Origin of the sequence: Rhizobium sp. RSm-3, from assembly GCF_001854685.1 — a bacterium.
Classification (GTDB): Bacteria; Pseudomonadota; Alphaproteobacteria; order Rhizobiales; family Rhizobiaceae; genus Rhizobium; species Rhizobium ecuadorense.
Map to the genome: position 1 here is coordinate 1 of NZ_MAWZ01000037.1, position 16,947 is coordinate 16,947.

A 16,947-nucleotide genomic window follows, 5' to 3' on the forward strand; every position below is an offset into this window, starting at 1 on the left:
ACCGACACGCCTTCATCACCTTGCTTCAGAATGAACGCCTTCTGAGCGTCCGAAAACTGCGACGCTTTCATCGTCTTCTGGTCCCTTTCCCAGCCAGGAAAATGCACCGGAAAACTCTAACCAAAATTGGTCCAGTTTGAAGGGTTCAGATCAATGGGCCGGACTCTAATCCATTCTGGAGGAAATTCTCAGTGGCAGGTCAGTGTGCACTGCCATCGAAAAGGCCAAAGCGATACCGCATCGACGCCCTGTGATGGTTTTCTTGTGTACGGACAGCGCGCAGGTACGGGACCATTTACTCGGTGTATTTCCCGATCAATCACTATCCCGAAATGCTTTCAGGCGGCCCAGGCCGGCCATTACACAGTGCATCGCTCGGAGTGGACGGCGGTATCTCTGCTCTTACAGAGATGTACCTTCTCGCCCGATGCGATACGGTAATTCGCTTTCCGCCGGCCAGCGCCTTCACGCGCTATGCCCGTCTCTTCGTGCCACGTGTTATTGAGTTTGACTTGAAAGATCCGACTCGCTTGATCTTGACTGATGAATCGTCCGAGCATGAGCCGGCTTGATGAACCGGCACTCCGCTGAACAAATTCTCGGCGCCCTCGCAGGATTGAGGAGAGGTGTTCACTGGATCGCGATGTGGGCGCAGCACGCGACGAGACAAGGCGGGGGCGCATCCTCTCCTAGCGTCTAGAGCAAATCCTGTTCAATCCGGATCATATCCAGCAGCCTTGAAGCAATTGGCGCATTCTGCGGGGGTGAAGCGGGGTATCAGGGCGCCAACTGCATCCCAGAGGGCGTCAATCTTTCGCTCTGCCCGACCTCGCAGCATCGCCTTCAGTTTGGAGAAGGCGTTCTCGATCGGATTGAAGTCTGGGCTGTAAGGGGGCAGGAACATGAGCGTGGCGCCGACACGTTCGATGGCGTCGCGTACACCCGCTGTCTTGTGAGCCGGTAGGTTGTCCATGACCACCACGTCGCCGATCTCCAGGGTAGGCCCCAATACCTGTTCGACGTAAGCCAGGAAGACAATTACCGTTCATGGCGCCATCGTAGACAAACGGCGCGGTCATCCCAGTGAGGCGCAACGCTCCGGTAAAGGTCGTTGTTTTCCAATGGCCATGTGGCACGCCAGCTCGGCAACGCTCACCTCGAAGTGCACGTCCGCGTAGCCGTGCCATCTTGGTCGAAAGGCCGGTTTCGTCGATGAAGATCAGCTTTTCTGGATCGAGATCCAGTTGGCCGTCGAACCAGACACGCCGGCGCTTTAGGACATCCGGCCGGTCCTGCTCCAGTGCGTGGGCGGTCTTTTTTCAAAGGTCCATCCGCGGCCTCGAAGCCAAGCGCCAAGTGCGCTGCGGCTGATCTTCACCTGCCGCTCGACGGACAAGCGCTCAACCATCTCATCGAGCGTCACATCCCTACGCTCGTTGATCAACGCGACAACGAATTCCTCGTGTGCATCCACTGCCGAAGGTCGTCTCCAGCCCTGTGGCCGAGCAGTTAACTCACCCTCTTTCGCTCTTGCAAACCAGCGGATCGCCGTCGAAATCCCAACTCCGAAACGAGCCGCAGCCTGTCGAGCCGACATGCCGGCCGCAGACGCTTTCAAAACCCGTATTCGAAGATCATCGCTCAGTGCTTGTCCCATCATCCACCTCTTCTCTGTGGATGTTTGAATCAGCATCGATGGACGCCGTCACATCACAATCGATTCATCGATCGCAGGACTTGCTCTAGCGCGTCCAAAGGCTTGCTGGATCATTGTTGTGAAGGGTAGCTATTGGGCGCCTTCGGTGAGTGGAAACGGCACCGCGCGCTCGACCCGCATCATTGGCATAGCAAGCTCGCACGTCGGCGATTCCGATGGGACGAGGACGTTCGCGCGCCACAGCCTCGTCGGCGCCTTAGCCGACGCCCTGCCTGATGCGAGGGCGTTCGTCGGGCTTGGTCGACAGATTGCCATCAAGCTGATGTTCGTGCTCTATGCGGTCGTGGGCGTGGCCGGAGCCGTTCTTTATTCCCGCATCCCGACACGTCTGGCAAACCGCTCGACCACAGAAGCCGCCGCCGCGCTAGGTCCTTAGCGCGCATCGTCCTTGCAACTCGCAACTCCCTCAGCCTCGACGCATTCGCAGGCGTGATAACGCCGGCTGCGAAAGACAGAAGATGCACTGTTGTAGTCTCCGGCTCCCGCCGCTGCTTGCATGACGGCTTGCGCCAGTCGTTGACAAAACTCAATTGGCCAGCCACCATTCCCGTTGCCCGGCCATTTGTAATGAGTAAGTCTGAGGTGGTGCCATGCCTCGCATGATCAGGTTCATGCTCACGCGTTTGGCGACGGGGTTCGCAATTGGATCCGCCGTGGGCTTCTTCGTTTGGCAAAATGGATTTGCCGCGGCAGGCACGGTTGAGAGTTATCTCGCGCAGGGCCTGTTCATCTACCTCTTCGCAAGCACCATCAGCATGGGTTATCTCGCGACGGCCCTGCTCCTCGAAGAATAACGCCGGACGCTCTCCGTCGCATGTTGGTGCTCGTTGCGAACGTTCGTCTGCACTTCCCTATTAAGCCCGCCAGTCCGACGGTATCCGCATGTGTCGTCAGCGCCACCGTTGATGCGGACAAGGCCTGAAGCAAGCGATGAAAACAGTCGAGATGACAAGAACAATCCCGATGAGCATGACGTCCTGGTACATTTTGCGCCTGGCCATAACGGAGCAAGCGATCGCCACATTGACGGCGGTCGAATTCCGGCGCGGTTATCGCCCTACCCCGAGGTCAGCACGCCTTCCGCAGCAGGTCGACGCTGTCGACCACGACGACCCTGCCTCTGACTTCGACCCCTGCAGGACCGAGGGCAGCGAAAGCCCGCGAAAGGGCTTCGGGCGCAACCCCCAGTTTGCCGGCCAGAATTCTCTTCCGGTAAGGCAGGCGAAAGGTGGCCTGCGATGCTGAGGCCGGGCAGCGGCTGACGAGGTAATTCGCAACACGCTGTGCAGCCGTGTGCAGCCGGTCTCCCGCTATGCAATCCATGGCACCGAGCAGATGCCGGGCCATGATGCGCATCACGTTGCGACGCATGACGGGGTCCCGGTCGGCAAGCGCCCGCAACTCCACAAGGTCGAACAACGCGACCTCTGCGCCGTCGGCGGACCATGCGCTGTAGGTGTAGGAGCCGCCTCCCGACAGGAGATATTCGCCGAACGTCTCGCCCGGTTCGCAGATGCAGATATCTGCCTGGCGCCCCGCGGATTCCGACTTCGAAAGTCGCACGAAGCCGCGCATCACGCAATAGACGAACGACGCCTGCTGGCCCTCGGCGATAATCCGCTCGTCCGGTGCGAAGATCTGGAACTGAGCCGTGTCGGCCAGTTCTTCTATCCTTGCTTTGTCCAGGCCGTGAAACAGGTCAGATCGCAAAAGTATGGGATGTCTCGATAGCATCGATCTTCCTTTCGTTTCGGCCGTGAGCGGTTCAAGGTCTTTTGCAATCGGTTTCGTCCTCGACGAGGATTCGCCAAGCTGCTCCTTCAAGGTCGTCGTACTGGCGGCTCGTCAGCGACCAGAGGAACGCCAGGAGACCCATTCCCCCCATCAGCAGTGCGATCGGCATCAGATAGATCAGCATGTTCATGTGGTTTCAACTTCCGCACGTCCGCCGGCAAGCGGCTCGCTCCGTAGGCCGGGGCGCCTGCCGAAGGCATTTAATCGCAGCGCATTCGTCACGACGATGATCGACGAAGTCGACATGGCCACCGCCGCTATCAGCGGCGTTGCCAGGCCGGCGATTGCGATCGGTACCGCAAGCACGTTGTAACCGATGGCGAGAGCAAAGTTCTGTCGAATGAGGCTGGCGGATCTTCGCGCAACGGCGATTGCCTCAGGAACGGCATCGAGACGATCGTTGAAGAAGATAAGGTCGGCAGCTTGCCTGCCGACGTCGGATGCGGTTGCGGGCGCCATCGAGACCTGCGCGGCGGCCAGCGCCGGTGCGTCGTTGATCCCGTCGCCGACCATGAGCACACGATAGCCCTCGGCGCCCAGCCTCTGGAGTTCCTCGACCTTCTGTTTCGGCGCCAGGTCGCCCAGAGCTTTGCCGATACCGAGAGCCCGCGCTGTGTTGTCGACGACGGCCTGCCTGTCGCCGGATACTATCAGCGTTTCGATACCGGCTGCAGCGAGCTGGCGGAAAGCCTCGGCGGCGCCCGGACGAAGCGTGTCGTCAAACAGGAAACGGGCGAGATCGACGCCGTTTTTCGACAGGACCACCTCCGAAAACGGAGTATCGCCCGCGGGCGTGAGCCCGGTTCCGCAGGCAAAGGCCCGGTTGCCGAGCCGATAGAAGTCCGCTCCTTTCCAGGCTTCCAGCCCCCCGCCGGCGATTTCCGTGACCCTGTCGAAGGCGAAGGGGTAAGAGATGTCTATGTCCCGCACCAGACCCTGGGAAAGCGGATGCCGTGAATGCGCCGCCATTGCGCAAACGATGGCGCTATTGCCCGCGATCGCGTCGCTTCGGACGAGGCGGGGCCGGCCCATCGTCAGGGTGCCGGTCTTGTCGAAGGCCACCATGTCCGCGTCGGCCAGTCTTTCGAGCGCCGAACCGTCCTTCACCACGATGCCCCTGCGGAAAAGTTCGCCGGCGGCGACCACCTGGACCACCGGTACAGCAAGGCCCAATGCGCAGGGGCATGTGATGATCAGCACCGCGACCGCGACCAGCATGGCCTGTTTCCAATCGCCCCCAAGCAAGCCCCAGGCGAGAAAGGAGGCCAGCGCCAACAGGTGCACGGCGGGAGAATAAAGTGCTGCGGCGCGATCGGCGACCCGGCGATAACGAGCCCTGCCGCCCTCGGCCGCTTCCATCAGGCCGATGATCTCGGAAAGAAGCGAATCCCTTGCCACTTTGGTCGCCCGCAGGACGAGCGAACCGGTCAGGTTCATCGCACCCGAATTCAGCGCGCTGCCTGCGGCGACGGCGACCGTGCTGCTTTCACCGGTGACGATGGAGAGGTCAACATCGCTCTCGCCGCTGACGATCATGCCATCGACGGGAATGCGTCGGCCGGCGGCAATCGCGATGTTATCCCCGACGGCGATCTCTTCGACCGGGATGTAGTGCCGCGACCCGTCCGGCATCATCAGCTGCGCCCCGCGCGGCGCCAGTCTGGCAAGCCCGTTGATCGCGGCGCGGGCTTTTTCCCGCATTACATGATCGAGGGTTCTGCCGATCAGCAGGAAGAACAGCAGAGACACCGACGCGTCGAACCAGGCATGTTCGCCATGGTGCATGGTTTCCCATAGGGAGACCGCATAGGACAGCGTCACTGCAAGCGAGATCGGAACATCCATGTTGGTGCGCCTACGCTTGAGCCCGCTCCAGGCCGATTTGAAGAAGAAGCGTCCACCATAAATCAGCGCCGGCGCCGCGATCATCGCCGAGATCCAGTGAAACATGTCGCGCGTGGCCGCATCGGCGCCCGACCATACCGACACCGAGAGCATCATGATGTTGGCGGCCGCAAAGCCGGAAACTCCAATCGCCAGCAGTAGCTGGTTCCGGATCCTGTCGGTTTCGGGTGCTGTCGACGTGATGAGATGGGCGCGGTATCCGGCCAAGGTGATCGCGGCGAGGATTTCGGAGGGATCGGTCGCCTTCGCCTCGATCTCTTCCTGATAGACGCAGGTGACACGCCGGGCGGTGAGATTGACCCGGGCTTTCCTGACGAACGCAAGCGCCGACAGCGCTTTTTCGAGGGTCAATATGCAGCCGCCACAGTGGACGTCGGGTACGCTGAGGTCGATCTGGCGTAACCCTGCCCCGAGCGGGTGGCTTGCAAGGCATACCTCCTCGGCGCTGGCGGATGTCGCGCTGAGGCCGAGAACGCTTTCCGCATCCATCGAGCAGCAGGTCATTGGCGGAACTCCGCGGTGTCGAAGCGTTTGGCCTCATGCATGACGACCGCCCCGTTCATTCTCGATATGGCCTCGACGATCCAGTCGCCGGCGACAACCTGGTGATCGGCTTCGAACCGCCCTTCGCCCGTCTTCCGGAGCGTCACGCGGAAATCCTCATGATCGCCGACGGGCCGTTTGAAGTTCAGCGTGACATCATCGATGATCGCAGGCGTGCCGGCCTTGTCGTGGATGTCGTAACGGATTTGGATGCCCTTAACGACGAGCGCGCCCTCGACGCCGGAGGCGGCCATTGCCTTCATCGCTGCCGCCCTGGTGTTGAATTCCTGGCTGGCCACATAGGTGTTTTCCACGACGATGCCACTCCAGCTGGACGCAGCATAGAAGGCCATGGTGGCGTTTACGGCGATCACTACGGCGAAGAATGCCGAGGTGGCAAGCAGCACGTGCAAGCCGGTAAAGCCCTGAGTAGAAGTCTTCATTTCACGTCTCCCGGCGCGTTGAACGCGGCGCGATAGCTCGCCCGGTCGGCTTGACCTGCGTCTTGACCTATATCTTCGATGACGAAGAGGAATTCGTTGATCTCTGCCCCGTCTGGGGCGCGCGTGACGAAGACCTTGAGCGTCGTGGCCGCGTCGGGTTCGACGTGAGCGGTGAAGCTGCGGGCATCCTGCCTGCCGAACTCGGGAATGCGCATTGTGCCCCCCTCCAGCCCGACGAGGGTGATGGTCACGTCCCGCGGCTTCGGCACCATGTTGAGGACATGCAGCGTGTAGCCGTTTCGGATGGAGCCGTCGCTTTCCAGAACATATTGAGGGTTCCGGTCGTGGATAACGTTGAGCCTGAGCCGATCGCGTAAGGCGAGATGGACGACCATGGCGACGCCGATCGATGCCCAGACGACACCGTAGAAGACAATTCTTCGGCGGAAGATGATGCGCCAGTCGAAATTCCGGACAGCTGGCATGAAGCTTCCGTCGTCGTTTCGGACATTGGAGGGCTGGATGGCTGTCCGTCCTCCGTCAGTAGCAAGCGACATGTTGCTCGAATATTCCTTGAGCGTCGCATAGGCGATCAGGCCGTGTGGCTTCCCGAGCTTGTCCATGACGCCGCCACAGGCGTCGATGCAGAGGGCGCATGTGATGCATTCCATCTGCTGGCCGTCGCGGATGTCGATCCCCATCGGGCAGACGGCGACGCAGGCATTGCAGTCCACGCAATCGCCCACCGGCAGACCCTGAGCCTTCTTGCCATGGCGCGACCGCTGCTCGCCCCGCCAGTCGTTGTAGGTGACAACAAGCGAATTCTCATCCAGCATCGCGCCCTGAATGCGCGGCCACGGACACATATAGGTGCATGTCTGTTCGCGCATGAGGCCGCCAAGCACATAGGTCGTCGCGGTCAGGGTGGCGATCGTGGCATACGCAGCGGCAGGAGCGCTGCCGTCAAACAGTGAAGCCGCCAGGCTCGGCGCGTCGGCAAAATAGAAGATCCATGCTCCGCCCGTGGCGACGGCGATCAGCAACCAGATCGCGTGCTTGATCACCCGCTTCCTGAGCTTGTCGAAAGTGAAGGGGTCGGCATCGAGCTTCATCCGAGCGTTTCGGTCGCCTTCGACGGCGCGTTCGACGACGATAAAGAGATCGACCCAGACGGTCTGCGGACAGGCATAGCCACACCAGGCGCGGCCGACAGCGGCGGTGAGGAGAAAGAGGCCGAAGCCCGCCATGACGAGCAGGCCCGCCACATAGTAGAATTCCTGCGGCCAGATCTCGATGAAGAAAAAGAAGAAGCGCCGCGAGGCGAGGTCGACGAGGATTGCCTGATTGGGCGCATAGGGACCGCGGTCCCAGCGAATCCACGGCGCGAGGTAATATGTGCCAAGCGTGAGCAGCATCAAGACCCATTTGAACCGGCGAAAGGGCCCTTCGGCTCGTTTCGGAAAGATCTTCTTGCGCGGCGCATAGAGAGACTGGCGGTTGCGCCGGGCGTTGACGGGTTCGACGCGAACGTGGTCAATGTCATTTAGATTAGGGCGGGTATAGAGATTCATAGGACCTGTCCGATTTTCACCACTCTTTTCCCAGCCGTGGCGGATCCGTTCCTTGATGCAGATCAAGAACGACCGTGCAGAAGCGAAAAGGCCACGCCCCAGAGTAAGGGCGTGGCCGGAGGACAGCGGCGGAGAAACCGCTGGGACGTCCTCCACAGGAGCTGAAACTATCGGCTCGTCTGCTTGTGGTCTTTGAGGCAGATCAAACTCACCATCGAATTGCCGATTTTTGCCGGGTCGTCCTGCTCCGAAGACGCAGGCATCTGTTGGGCGCGGGCTGAGACACGCGATCGGATAACAGCACGCGGCGCGCCGTAGAGAGGGAGGATCGGATTGCGGTCGTGGGCTGTCATGTCTTTTCTCCTTACGTGCCGCCGCCGAGCGCATGAACGAAAATAGTAAGCTCGTTTACCGTTGTGTCCCCCAGGCGCGCTGCCCAGGCAGGCATTACGCCATGTTTGGGAGAGGCAACCTGACGAAGGATGGCGTCTTCACCCCGCGACTTCAGCCAGATTGCGTCGGCGAGATCCGGCGCACCCATTTCCACCTTTCCTTTGGCGTCCTCGCCGTGACATGGGGCGCAATTGTCGAAGAAAACCTGTTTTCCGGCCGCCGCCAGACCGACATCCGAGGGCGTATTGGTCAGCCCCCAGACAAAGGCGGCGACCTGCTTCATCTGGATGGGCTCCAGAACACCGGCAAAGGGCGGCATTTCGGAGGAATGGCTATCCGTATCGCCGTCGAAGCGGATGCCATGAGAGATCGTGGCCTGGATGGCATTCAGATCCCCGCCCCACAGCCAGTCGTCGTCGTTGAGATTCGGAAACCCCGGACCGCCGCTCGCTCCCGATCCATGGCAGGGCGCGCAGTTCACCTTGAAAGCGGATGCGCCGCCAGCGATCGCGAATTTACGAAGAGCAGGATCCGCGTCGATCTCCTCCACTGTCTTGGCAGCGATCAGGTCATGGAACTCCGTCTGCGATGACTTAGCGAGATTGAGGTCCTGCTGCAGCTCGGCGCGCGTTGAATAACCGAGATAGCCGTTAGTGGCGGAAGTGATCATCGGGATGGCCGGGTAAGCGATGGCGTAGCCGATCGCCCAGAGGATCGTCACGTAGAAGGTCCAGATCCACCAGCGCGGCATGGGATTGTTGAGCTCTTGGATGCCGTCCCATTCATGACCCGTCGTTTCGACGCCGCTCAGTTCATCGATATGCTTTTGCGACATCTCAATCGTCCTTCAAGGGAATATCGGCGGCATCTTTGGCCGTCTGCTTGCTACCTGGGCGAAGGGTGAGCATGACCGCGCCGACGAAGAATGCGGCCATTGCCAGGAGGCCCCAGCTGTCGGAGAAGTGTCTCATTGCAGTGTAAGTTTCCATGGATCACCTCACCGGTAGCCGGTCGCGTCGTCATAGGTCGAGAAATTAACCAGCGTTCCGAGCATCTGCAGGTAGGACACCAGCGCGTCCATCTCGGTCAGCCGGGTTGGATCGCCGTCGAGATCGCCGACATTCGCATTTGGGTAGCGCTTGAGTAGAGCCGCCGTGTCCGCGTTCGGATCGGCCTGGGCTCTCATGTCGGCCTCGGCATTCGCCAGCATGTCGTCGCTGTAAGGCACGCCCACGTCCTCATTGGCCTTGAGGTCCTCTCCGATACTCCTGACCGTCACCTCCTTCTCTTCGAGGTAGGCGTAGCTCGGCATGATTGATTCCGGCACCACGGCCCGCGGATTTGCGAGATGCTGGACGTGCCATTCGTTCGAGTAACGCCCCCCGACGCGGGCCAGATCGGGCCCTGTCCGCTTGGATCCCCATTGGAACGGGTGGTCGTACATCGATTCCGCGGCGAGCGAATAATGGCCGTAACGTTCGACCTCATCACGGAACGGCCGGATCATCTGGCTGTGGCAGAGATAGCAGCCTTCACGGATGTAGATGTTCCGTCCGGCGAGCTCTAGCGGCGTGTAGGGCCGCATGCCTTCCACTTTTTCGATCGTGTTCTGCAGGTAGAACAGCGGTGCGATTTCAACGATGCCGCCAATGCTGACGACCAGCAGCGAGCCGACCAGAAGAAGCGTCGCGTTCTTCTCGAGGGTCTTATGTTTATCAAGTAACGATGCCATGTCTCACCTCACTCGGCAGGCTGTGCCTGGGGCACCAAACTGGTCGGGATTGGCGCTTCGTCGCGCAGGTGGCCGCGGATCGTCATGAACACGTTCCAGGCCATGACGAGGCCACCCGCTAGGTAGAGTGCTCCGCCGACGGCACGCAGCACGTAATAGGGGATCATCGCCGCGACCGTTTCAGCGAAGGAATAGACGAGGAAGCCCTGGGAATTGTATTCTCGCCACATCAGCCCCTGCTGGATGCCCGCGACCCAGAGCACCGCGGCGTAGATCACGATCCCGAGCGTCGCGAGCCAGAAGTGCCAGTTGACCATCCGCAGGCTGTAGAGGCGCTCGCGCCCCCACAGTTTCGGCGTCAGGTAGTATATCGCCCCGAAGGTGATCATACCCACCCAGCCAAGTGCTCCGGAATGCACGTGACCGATCGTCCATTCGGTATAGTGGCTGAGCGAATTGACCGCCTTTATCGACATCATCGGGCCTTCGAAGGTCGACATCCCATAAAATGCGATGGCGACGATCATCATCCGGATGATCGGGTCGGTGCGAATTTTGTCCCAGGCGCCCGAAAGGGTCATCAAACCGTTGATCATGCCGCCCCAGGAGGGCATCCAGAGCATGACGGAGAAGACCATTCCGAGCGTCTGCGCCCAGTCAGGCAGCGCCGTGTAATGCAGATGATGCGGGCCGGCCCAGATATACATGAAGATCAGGGCCCAGAAGTGGATGATCGACAGCCGGTAGGAATAAACCGGCCGGTTGGCCTGCTTCGGCACAAAATAGTACATCATCCCCAGGAAGCCGGCGGTGAGGAAGAAGCCGACGGCGTTGTGGCCGTACCACCATTGGGTGAGTGCATCCTGGACGCCGGAGAAGAGAGAATAGCTCTTGGAGCCGAGGAACGACGCCGGAACAGCGAGGTTGTTGACCACATGCAGCATCGCAATGGTGACTATGAAGCTGAGATAGAACCAGTTTGCCACGTAGATATGCGGCTCTTTGCGCTTCAGGATCGTTCCGAGATAGACGGCCAGATAGGCGACCCAGACGATGGTAAGCCACAGGTCGACGTACCATTCGGGCTCGGCATATTCGCGCGACTGATTGATGCCGATCACGTAGCCGGTCGCAGCCATCACGATGAACAGCTGGTAGCCCCAGAAGACGAACCAGGCGAGTGTTCCTCCGAAGAGACGCGCGCGACAGGTGCGTTGCACCACATAGAAGGATGTCATGATCAGCGCGTTGCCGCCGAAGGCGAAGATGACGGCCGATGTATGAACCGGCCGCAGCCTGCCGAAATTGAGATAGGGCGCGATGTTGAGGTCGGGAAAGGCCAGCTGCAGCGCGATGATCACGCCGACGAGGAAGCCGACGACGCCCCAGAACACCGTAGCGATCAGGCCGTAGCGGATTACCTCGTCGCAATAGCCCGTAAGCTCTGTTTTGCGCTGTTGGCCCGTCGGCGAAAACTCTGCGTTTCTGACAAGCAGCAGCGTTCCCGCAACCAGGCAGAGGCAAAGTATACCCATATGGACTGCAAACAGATGATCGTGCGCGAATGCGGCCGCGAGCAGCGCCAGAAACGCTGCGACCGCGATCACCATCGTTTCTGTCGTGTAATTCATGATGTCGTCTCCAGTGCGCAGACGACCGCCTCGCGGCCGGCTTTCTCGGATTTCGAGGCAGGACTGTCACGAAGACGGGAACGGCTCCTTGATCTACATCAACAAGCGGACTGGAAGCGGTGGACGAACCGACGTTGTTACACTCTGTTGCAAACTTCCCCCTTTGGCACCGCCCGCTTACTCCCGTGTGACGCAGCTGCTTTCTACCGCACCCACTGCCACAAGGGGCGATGAAGATGCTGTGCAGAACAACCACGCGTTCGACAATGGCGCGAAGGGGCGCGAAGCCATACATGCCGGCCAATCCCTCTCTTCGCTGTTCGTAGGCTCGGCGGCCGAGGCCGTCGCAGCCGGTAAGGCGATTTGGTGGGAGGGTGATAAGCAACCATCTTGTCCAGGTGGAAGAAGGTGTCGTGCGCCTGCTTCGTATCATCGGCGAAAGATCGTCGGGTGATAATCGCTCTTCAATTCGCCGGCGATCTCAACGGCGCGTCGCTGCAAAACGATTTCCTATTTACGGCTGAGGCCGTCACGAAATGCAAGATCCGCCGGATATCGCACATGAGTTTCCACGGGGAAGTCGCTCGGTCTAATGCGCTCGCTCGACCTAGCTCTCGTTGCTCTGGCAGGAGGCGGCCGCTTCGCATGAACAGATGGTGCTGTTGCCGAAGAAGAACGCCGAGGAGCGCCCCTGCAGCTTCATCGTGAAGCTTGCATTCCGGCGCAACCCGCGTCCGCCAAGGTCCGTTGCGCGTTTCCATGAATCGTCAAGACATTGCGGATCATCTCGGCCTGACCATTGAGACCCTGGCCCACACCGTTACGAAACTTGCGTCGCGCAACATCGTTATTCCCGAGGGCAGGCACGACCTGCGGAACGTCAATCTTGCCCGCTGGTACGGTTATCGGGCGACACTGATGATTTTTCCGAGGATTTCTGTCAGAGGGTAAACCTCAACACACGCGACAAGCCGCGGGATCGACATTCATGCCCTCCGCGAACTTCTCGACGCGATATGAGCTCAGTCACGGCAATCCTAAGCTGTTCAGCAGCGCCGACGTTCGCCGAGCGTGCTTGTCCTTCGGTGATTCCTACATCGCTTGCAGGCTGCCATGTCCCTCGCAAGGGCGCTGGGCAAGCAGGCAAAAATTGGGACCTTCTGCCTTTTTTCCCCGAATTTGACGGGCGTCAAAGAGCCCAATTCCGGCATCTGCTAAGACACATTCATGAGGCTGATTGGGTCTCGCAGAAAAGGAGCTTGCAAATGCGGTTAAAATTCGGTCTGATCGCTGCAGCGGCAGCCTTGATTGTTTCGGCAGCGCCGTTGATGGCGGCCGACCACCAGGTTCGGATGCTCAACAAAGGCACGGAAGGCGCGATGGTGTTCGAGCCTGGCTTCCTGAAGATCGCCCCCGGCGACACCGTCACCTTCATCCCCACCGACAAGGGCCACAACGTCGAAACCTTCAAAGGCCTCATTCCGGATGGCGTTGCCGACTTCAAGTCAAAGCCGAATGAGCTATATCGCGCGAAATTCGATGTTCCAGGCGTCTATGTCCTGAAATGCACCCCACATTCCGGCATGGGCATGGTTGCCCTGATCCAGGTGGGTGACAGTCCGCCCAATCTCGAAGCGATCAAGACTGCAAAGGTGCCGAACATGGTGCGCAAGCGGCTCGATGCCGACCTCACAAACATCACCCAGTGAGACACAGCAGGTGCGGATGACCGCGCAGCCCATGACGATGGCTTTCGTGGCAGCTGTTTGCCTCGCCAGGAGCAGCTGATGCTCAGTGAGCATCGAGCAGAGCCAGGCGCTGTCAGGCAAGACGTCCAAGGCAGTGGTCGGACACGGTTGTCGGCAAAGCCGATGCCGAAACCTGGTGGGACCGTCGAGAAAGTGAATGTGGCCTGTGAAAAGAGCTATGATCTGCACGGCAGACCTGTGAAGGAACGCGTGGGCAAGATCACTAGCCCGGCGGCAATCTCGCTGACGACGAATATAACGAGGTCGTTTTTTTGCGCGGCAGTCGCGAAGGAGATGCCAGCCAAAACCCGGGGTCTCGTTCTGGTTACCCAAGAATTGCACGGAAGGCGCCGTCGAACGTTTGATCGAAATCCCCGCGGCAGGCAAGTCCTACAACTAGGAGACCCCTGCCTCGTCCTTCGACGTGCTCGAACAACCGCGTTCGTGAGAGGGCGAGAGCCGTCGATCATGTGGCGCTCGGTAGCTCACCTCGCGAAAAGGCTCCTTCAGGCGCCTGCGCGGCCGCCATAATCGCGATGGGCACAACTCTGCGGACCGGCGCTTGCCCACGCCACCTTAAAGGTTCGACGTCAGTCGCCAACGATACCCTGGGCCGGGGCCTGCCGAGATCGAGCTGTATTTGAATGAGCCGAAAAGCTCGACGATAACGACCTCGACGTCCAGGCGGTGATACGGGCGCCCATCTACTTGTGACAGGGCGGCCCGATGACCGTATTTGTGAGTGCGCCCGCCCTGCTTCACACGAACTTGCGACGTCGATCCTCCTCGACGTGCCGTTGTCGACGGGACTCCTGGGAAGATAACTGCAGGGTCCTCGATCGAGAAACGGGAACTCGATGTCTTCTCGCGCGGCCTTTGATGCGTTTCGTGTCGCCGGAACCGATGCACACTTCCGGCGACAAGTACTAGGCTGCCTTGCTGTGCGTGTGCCCGTGCGAGCTAAAATAGGCGTCGAATGCCGCCGCGACTGCACGGACCATGAAGCGCGCCTCCTCGCATACGACAATCCGCTCACCGCTGATCGTCACGACGCCGTCGGCCATGAGCTCGCCGAGACGGTCGTTGCGCTCGACAAGGAAGCCGGTGTCGAAACCCGATCCGCTGCTCAACTGGCCGAGATCGGCTTCGAAATCGCACATCAGCCTCTCGATGACCCTCGCCCGAAGCTTGTCCTCCTCGCTGAGAAGATATCCCTTGGCGGTCGGCAGCACCCCGAAGGCAATTCGCTCGGCATAGAGGCCGAGAGGCACGTGGTTCTGCATATAGCCGGCCGGCAGCCGCCCGATCGCAGATGCGCCGAGGCCGATCAGGCTATCGCAATCATCCGTGGTATAGCCCTGGAAGTTTCTCCTCAGCGTTCTGTTGCGCGCGGCGAGCGCCAACTGATCGTTCGGCAGTGCAAAATGATCGAGCCCAATGCGCAGATATCCGGCCTTCTGGAGCTCCTCGGCGATCACTTCCGCCTGCTCGTTCCGCTGTTTTGCGTCCGGCAGCGATGCTTCGTCGATCAGGCGCTGATGTTTCTTAAAAGCGGGTATGTGAGCGTAACCGAAAACGGCGAAACGTTCGGGACGCAGTTCTGCAGCCAGCCGGACCGTCTCGATGCAAGATTGGACAGTCTGTTTCGGAAGGCCATAAATTAGGTCGAAGTTGATGCTGCTGACGCCTGCTGAGCGCAACCCGGCGACCGCCCTTTCCGTCTGCTCAAAGGATTGCAGCCGCTTGATACCGGCCTGCACGATCGGATCGTAGCTCTGGACGCCGAGGCTTGCGCGGTCGACGCCGTTTTCGGCGAGCGCATCGATCATGGGGGCGACCAATGTGCGAGGGTCGATCTCGACTGCGACGCCGGCTTTCGCTTCAAACGTGAAGGCACTCCTGAGCTTTGCCATTAGAGCCGAAAATTCCTGCGGCTTCATGACCGACGGCGTGCCGCCGCCGAAATGCACGTACTTGACGGGCACGTCGTTTCCGGCCGCAAAAGAGACGAGCTCGATCTCTTCCTTCATCACGTCGAGATAGTCGGCGACCGGAGCGTCTTGCCGGGTGATGGTCGTGTGGCAGCCGCAGTACCAGCATATCGAACGGCAGAACGGGACGTGGAGATAAACCGAAACCGGGCCAGCCGCGGCGATATGGGCGAGATTGCCGGCATATTCATCCGGCCCCACGGCTGCAGAAAAAGCCGCCGCCGTCGGGTAACTCGTATAACGCGGAACCCGCGCATCGCCGTATTTGGCGATCAGATCATCAGACATTTTCGCATCCCTTTTCAAAACAGGATGCTTTATGACCTCCGGCCGCGCCGGCTTCCTTGTCCCAAATCAATGATGACGTCTCAGGCCAGAATCAGCCGGATCTTTGTCCGCTGTGAAAGTCAGCACTTTCGAACCCGCCTAACATCTCGTTCTGACATGGGTCGAGCCGCGGTCCCGGCTGTTCGAAGAGACGTGCCACAAGGAAATGAGCAAGAATGACTGATACGCAAAACGGGTGAAACAAATTGGTGTCCGCGTGCTGTCGCCGGTCGAGCCATCCCACGGTTTCGGCTCGCTCCATGCGCTGGCCCCCGGCGATAGTTTGTTGATCGCCAGTGGAACTGGTGCCGGCCTAACGGCGGGAATCTCGAGCGAAGCCTACCGAAACGCGGAAGTCGTGGTCGTTTTCCAATTCCACAGGCCCTCGCCGCGGCCGCCGACGTGATCGTCAAGGTGCGCCTCGATCAATGAGGTCGCCCTGCTGTCGCCTGAAAAGACGCTAATCGCTTTCTTCTATCCCGCAGCCAACAATGAGTTGCTCAAGCGGGCTCTGCATTCGGCCGCGAATATAAGCGCCATAGACATGGTCCCGCGCATCAGCCGTGCACAGAAGATGAATGGGAAAGATCGGGGTTACCGGGCGGTCATCGAAGCGAGTGCGAACTTCAGGTGTTTCTTCACCGGGCAGATCACCGCGCGGTATTTCTAGGGTCTCCTCAGTTTTACGTCGCCTTGAGGTCCGTCAGCACCTTGTCAAAAGCATCCTTGACCGGCTTTGAGATTTCCTCCACCGCCCTGCTTGAGAGCACCCGGACTTCCTTGGCGTGCTGCAAACTTGTCTCAACGCGCTTGCGGAAAAAGGTCGACTGCTGTTCGAGGATCTGCGACGGCGAATTCGCGCCCAGCAAAGCTTGCAAATGTGAGAAGCTGGCCTCGGCGTCGGCCTGCAGTGCAGCGATCGTCTTCCACCACAATTCGTTGCCGAATAGACTTGTCGTTTCGAGGATCGGAGGCAGCATTTTCTGYGTCGCTTCAGCGCCGGACGCAAATTTCAAAAAAGCCTCTGTCACCTTCTTGTTCCCCTTTTCAACAGATGCGCCGAACTGATCTGGCACCTTGAGCGACGATGACCCCGGGTTTTCGATCGTTTCAAAGGATCTTTCGGAAATCTTGGTCATTGCATTTTCCTTC

Annotated in this window: 16 protein-coding genes and 3 pseudogenes; 6 read left to right on the forward strand and 13 right to left on the reverse strand. The window is 59.8% G+C overall.

Going from position 1 to position 16,947, the window contains the following annotated elements:
- Positions 1–196: 196 nt before the first annotated feature.
- A pseudogene (locus BBJ66_RS33690) lies at positions 197–572 on the forward strand (nodulation protein NodZ); the annotation flags it as partial.
- A 140-nt stretch (positions 573–712) separates the two neighbouring features.
- Here the strand turns inward: BBJ66_RS33690 and BBJ66_RS33695 are convergent.
- A pseudogene (locus BBJ66_RS33695) lies at positions 713–1,657 on the reverse strand (IS630 family transposase).
- A gap of 118 nt (positions 1,658–1,775) precedes the next feature.
- Here BBJ66_RS33695 and BBJ66_RS24955 point away from each other — a divergent pair.
- Both BBJ66_RS24955 and BBJ66_RS24960 read left to right on the forward strand, forming a co-directional pair.
- Positions 1,776–2,093, forward strand: a complete 318-nt coding sequence (locus tag BBJ66_RS24955; RefSeq protein WP_018247218.1) for a hypothetical protein — start codon at positions 1,776–1,778, stop codon at positions 2,091–2,093.
- A gap of 214 nt (positions 2,094–2,307) precedes the next feature.
- On the forward strand, positions 2,308–2,511 hold the full coding sequence (locus BBJ66_RS24960) for a hypothetical protein (protein WP_004674430.1): 204 nt from the start codon (positions 2,308–2,310) through the stop codon (positions 2,509–2,511).
- A 274-nt stretch (positions 2,512–2,785) separates the two neighbouring features.
- Here the strand turns inward: BBJ66_RS24960 and BBJ66_RS24965 are convergent, their stop codons facing one another.
- From BBJ66_RS24965 to ccoN, 10 genes are all read right to left on the reverse strand, one after another.
- Positions 2,786–3,451 (reverse strand): Crp/Fnr family transcriptional regulator, encoded by a 666-nt coding sequence (locus tag BBJ66_RS24965; protein ID WP_004674428.1) that lies wholly within the window; start codon positions 3,449–3,451, stop codon positions 2,786–2,788.
- 31 nt (positions 3,452–3,482) lie between these two features.
- Positions 3,483–3,641: a cbb3-type cytochrome oxidase assembly protein CcoS gene (gene ccoS / locus BBJ66_RS24970; RefSeq protein WP_004674425.1), complete on the reverse strand. Its 159-nt coding sequence runs from the start codon at positions 3,639–3,641 to the stop codon at positions 3,483–3,485.
- Positions 3,638–5,920: a cation-translocating P-type ATPase gene (locus BBJ66_RS24975; protein ID WP_004674422.1), complete on the reverse strand. Its 2,283-nt coding sequence runs from the start codon at positions 5,918–5,920 to the stop codon at positions 3,638–3,640. Before BBJ66_RS24975 ends, ccoS begins: the two co-directional genes overlap by 4 nt.
- Positions 5,917–6,402: a FixH family protein gene (locus tag BBJ66_RS24980; protein ID WP_004674419.1), complete on the reverse strand. Its 486-nt coding sequence runs from the start codon at positions 6,400–6,402 to the stop codon at positions 5,917–5,919. Before BBJ66_RS24980 ends, BBJ66_RS24975 begins: the two co-directional genes overlap by 4 nt.
- Positions 6,399–7,973: a cytochrome c oxidase accessory protein CcoG gene (ccoG, locus tag BBJ66_RS24985; RefSeq protein ID WP_004674417.1), complete on the reverse strand. Its 1,575-nt coding sequence runs from the start codon at positions 7,971–7,973 to the stop codon at positions 6,399–6,401. Before ccoG ends, BBJ66_RS24980 begins: the two co-directional genes overlap by 4 nt.
- 167 nt (positions 7,974–8,140) lie before the next feature.
- Entirely contained in the window at positions 8,141–8,326 is a 186-nt protein-coding gene (locus tag BBJ66_RS24990) for a hypothetical protein (protein ID WP_004674416.1), read from the reverse strand.
- 11 nt (positions 8,327–8,337) lie between these two features.
- Positions 8,338–9,201, reverse strand: a complete 864-nt coding sequence (gene ccoP / locus BBJ66_RS24995) for a cytochrome-c oxidase, cbb3-type subunit III (protein ID WP_004674413.1) — start codon at positions 9,199–9,201, stop codon at positions 8,338–8,340.
- A gap of 1 nt (position 9,202) precedes the next feature.
- Entirely contained in the window at positions 9,203–9,355 is a 153-nt protein-coding gene (locus BBJ66_RS25000) for a cbb3-type cytochrome c oxidase subunit 3 (RefSeq protein ID WP_004674411.1), read from the reverse strand.
- A gap of 8 nt (positions 9,356–9,363) precedes the next feature.
- The gene (gene ccoO / locus BBJ66_RS25005) at positions 9,364–10,098 is read right to left on the reverse strand and encodes a cytochrome-c oxidase, cbb3-type subunit II (protein ID WP_071090629.1); all 735 of its coding nucleotides are present in this window, start codon (positions 10,096–10,098) and stop codon (positions 9,364–9,366) included.
- 8 nt (positions 10,099–10,106) lie between these two features.
- Positions 10,107–11,729, reverse strand: coding sequence for a cytochrome-c oxidase, cbb3-type subunit I (gene ccoN, locus BBJ66_RS25010; protein ID WP_071090632.1), 1,623 nt, complete (start codon positions 11,727–11,729; stop codon positions 10,107–10,109).
- A 241-nt stretch (positions 11,730–11,970) separates the two neighbouring features.
- Here ccoN and BBJ66_RS35065 point away from each other — a divergent pair.
- Together BBJ66_RS35065 and BBJ66_RS25020 are read left to right on the forward strand one after the other, a co-directional pair.
- A pseudogene (locus BBJ66_RS35065) lies at positions 11,971–12,688 on the forward strand (cyclic nucleotide-binding domain-containing protein); the annotation flags it as partial.
- Between the two features lie 306 nt (positions 12,689–12,994).
- Positions 12,995–13,438, forward strand: coding sequence for a pseudoazurin (locus BBJ66_RS25020; RefSeq protein WP_004674399.1), 444 nt, complete (start codon positions 12,995–12,997; stop codon positions 13,436–13,438).
- 965 nt (positions 13,439–14,403) lie between these two features.
- Here BBJ66_RS25020 and hemN read toward each other — a convergent pair.
- Positions 14,404–15,756, reverse strand: a complete 1,353-nt coding sequence (hemN, locus tag BBJ66_RS25025; protein ID WP_008536465.1) for an oxygen-independent coproporphyrinogen III oxidase — start codon at positions 15,754–15,756, stop codon at positions 14,404–14,406.
- Between the two features lie 478 nt (positions 15,757–16,234).
- On the opposite strand from hemN, the gene BBJ66_RS25030 reads away from it, so the two are divergent.
- Complete coding sequence (locus tag BBJ66_RS25030; protein WP_274534094.1) at positions 16,235–16,465, forward strand: NAD(P) transhydrogenase subunit alpha; 231 nt, start codon at positions 16,235–16,237, stop codon at positions 16,463–16,465.
- A 13-nt stretch (positions 16,466–16,478) separates the two neighbouring features.
- Here the strand turns inward: BBJ66_RS25030 and BBJ66_RS25035 are convergent.
- A partial coding sequence (locus BBJ66_RS25035; RefSeq protein WP_244511742.1) for a phasin occupies positions 16,479–16,947 on the reverse strand: 469 nt, incomplete at its 5' end.

Coding starts and splice junctions, on each gene's coding strand:
- BBJ66_RS24965 (WP_004674428.1), bottom strand. CDS start 3,451: ATGCTATCGAGACATCCCATACTTTTGCGATCTGACCTGTTTCACGGC.
- BBJ66_RS24980 (WP_004674419.1), bottom strand. CDS start 6,402: ATGAAGACTTCTACTCAGGGCTTTACCGGCTTGCACGTGCTGCTTGCC.
- ccoO (WP_071090629.1), bottom strand. CDS start 10,098: ATGGCATCGTTACTTGATAAACATAAGACCCTCGAGAAGAACGCGACG.
- BBJ66_RS24975 (WP_004674422.1), bottom strand. CDS start 5,920: ATGACCTGCTGCTCGATGGATGCGGAAAGCGTTCTCGGCCTCAGCGCG.
- ccoP (WP_004674413.1), bottom strand. CDS start 9,201: ATGTCGCAAAAGCATATCGATGAACTGAGCGGCGTCGAAACGACGGGT.
- ccoG (WP_004674417.1), bottom strand. CDS start 7,973: ATGAATCTCTATACCCGCCCTAATCTAAATGACATTGACCACGTTCGC.
- BBJ66_RS25020 (WP_004674399.1), top strand. CDS start 12,995: ATGCGGTTAAAATTCGGTCTGATCGCTGCAGCGGCAGCCTTGATTGTT.
- ccoN (WP_071090632.1), bottom strand. CDS start 11,729: ATGAATTACACGACAGAAACGATGGTGATCGCGGTCGCAGCGTTTCTG.
- BBJ66_RS25000 (WP_004674411.1), bottom strand. CDS start 9,355: ATGGAAACTTACACTGCAATGAGACACTTCTCCGACAGCTGGGGCCTC.
- BBJ66_RS24960 (WP_004674430.1), top strand. CDS start 2,308: ATGCCTCGCATGATCAGGTTCATGCTCACGCGTTTGGCGACGGGGTTC.
- ccoS (WP_004674425.1), bottom strand. CDS start 3,641: ATGAACATGCTGATCTATCTGATGCCGATCGCACTGCTGATGGGGGGA.
- BBJ66_RS24990 (WP_004674416.1), bottom strand. CDS start 8,326: ATGACAGCCCACGACCGCAATCCGATCCTCCCTCTCTACGGCGCGCCG.
- hemN (WP_008536465.1), bottom strand. CDS start 15,756: ATGTCTGATGATCTGATCGCCAAATACGGCGATGCGCGGGTTCCGCGT.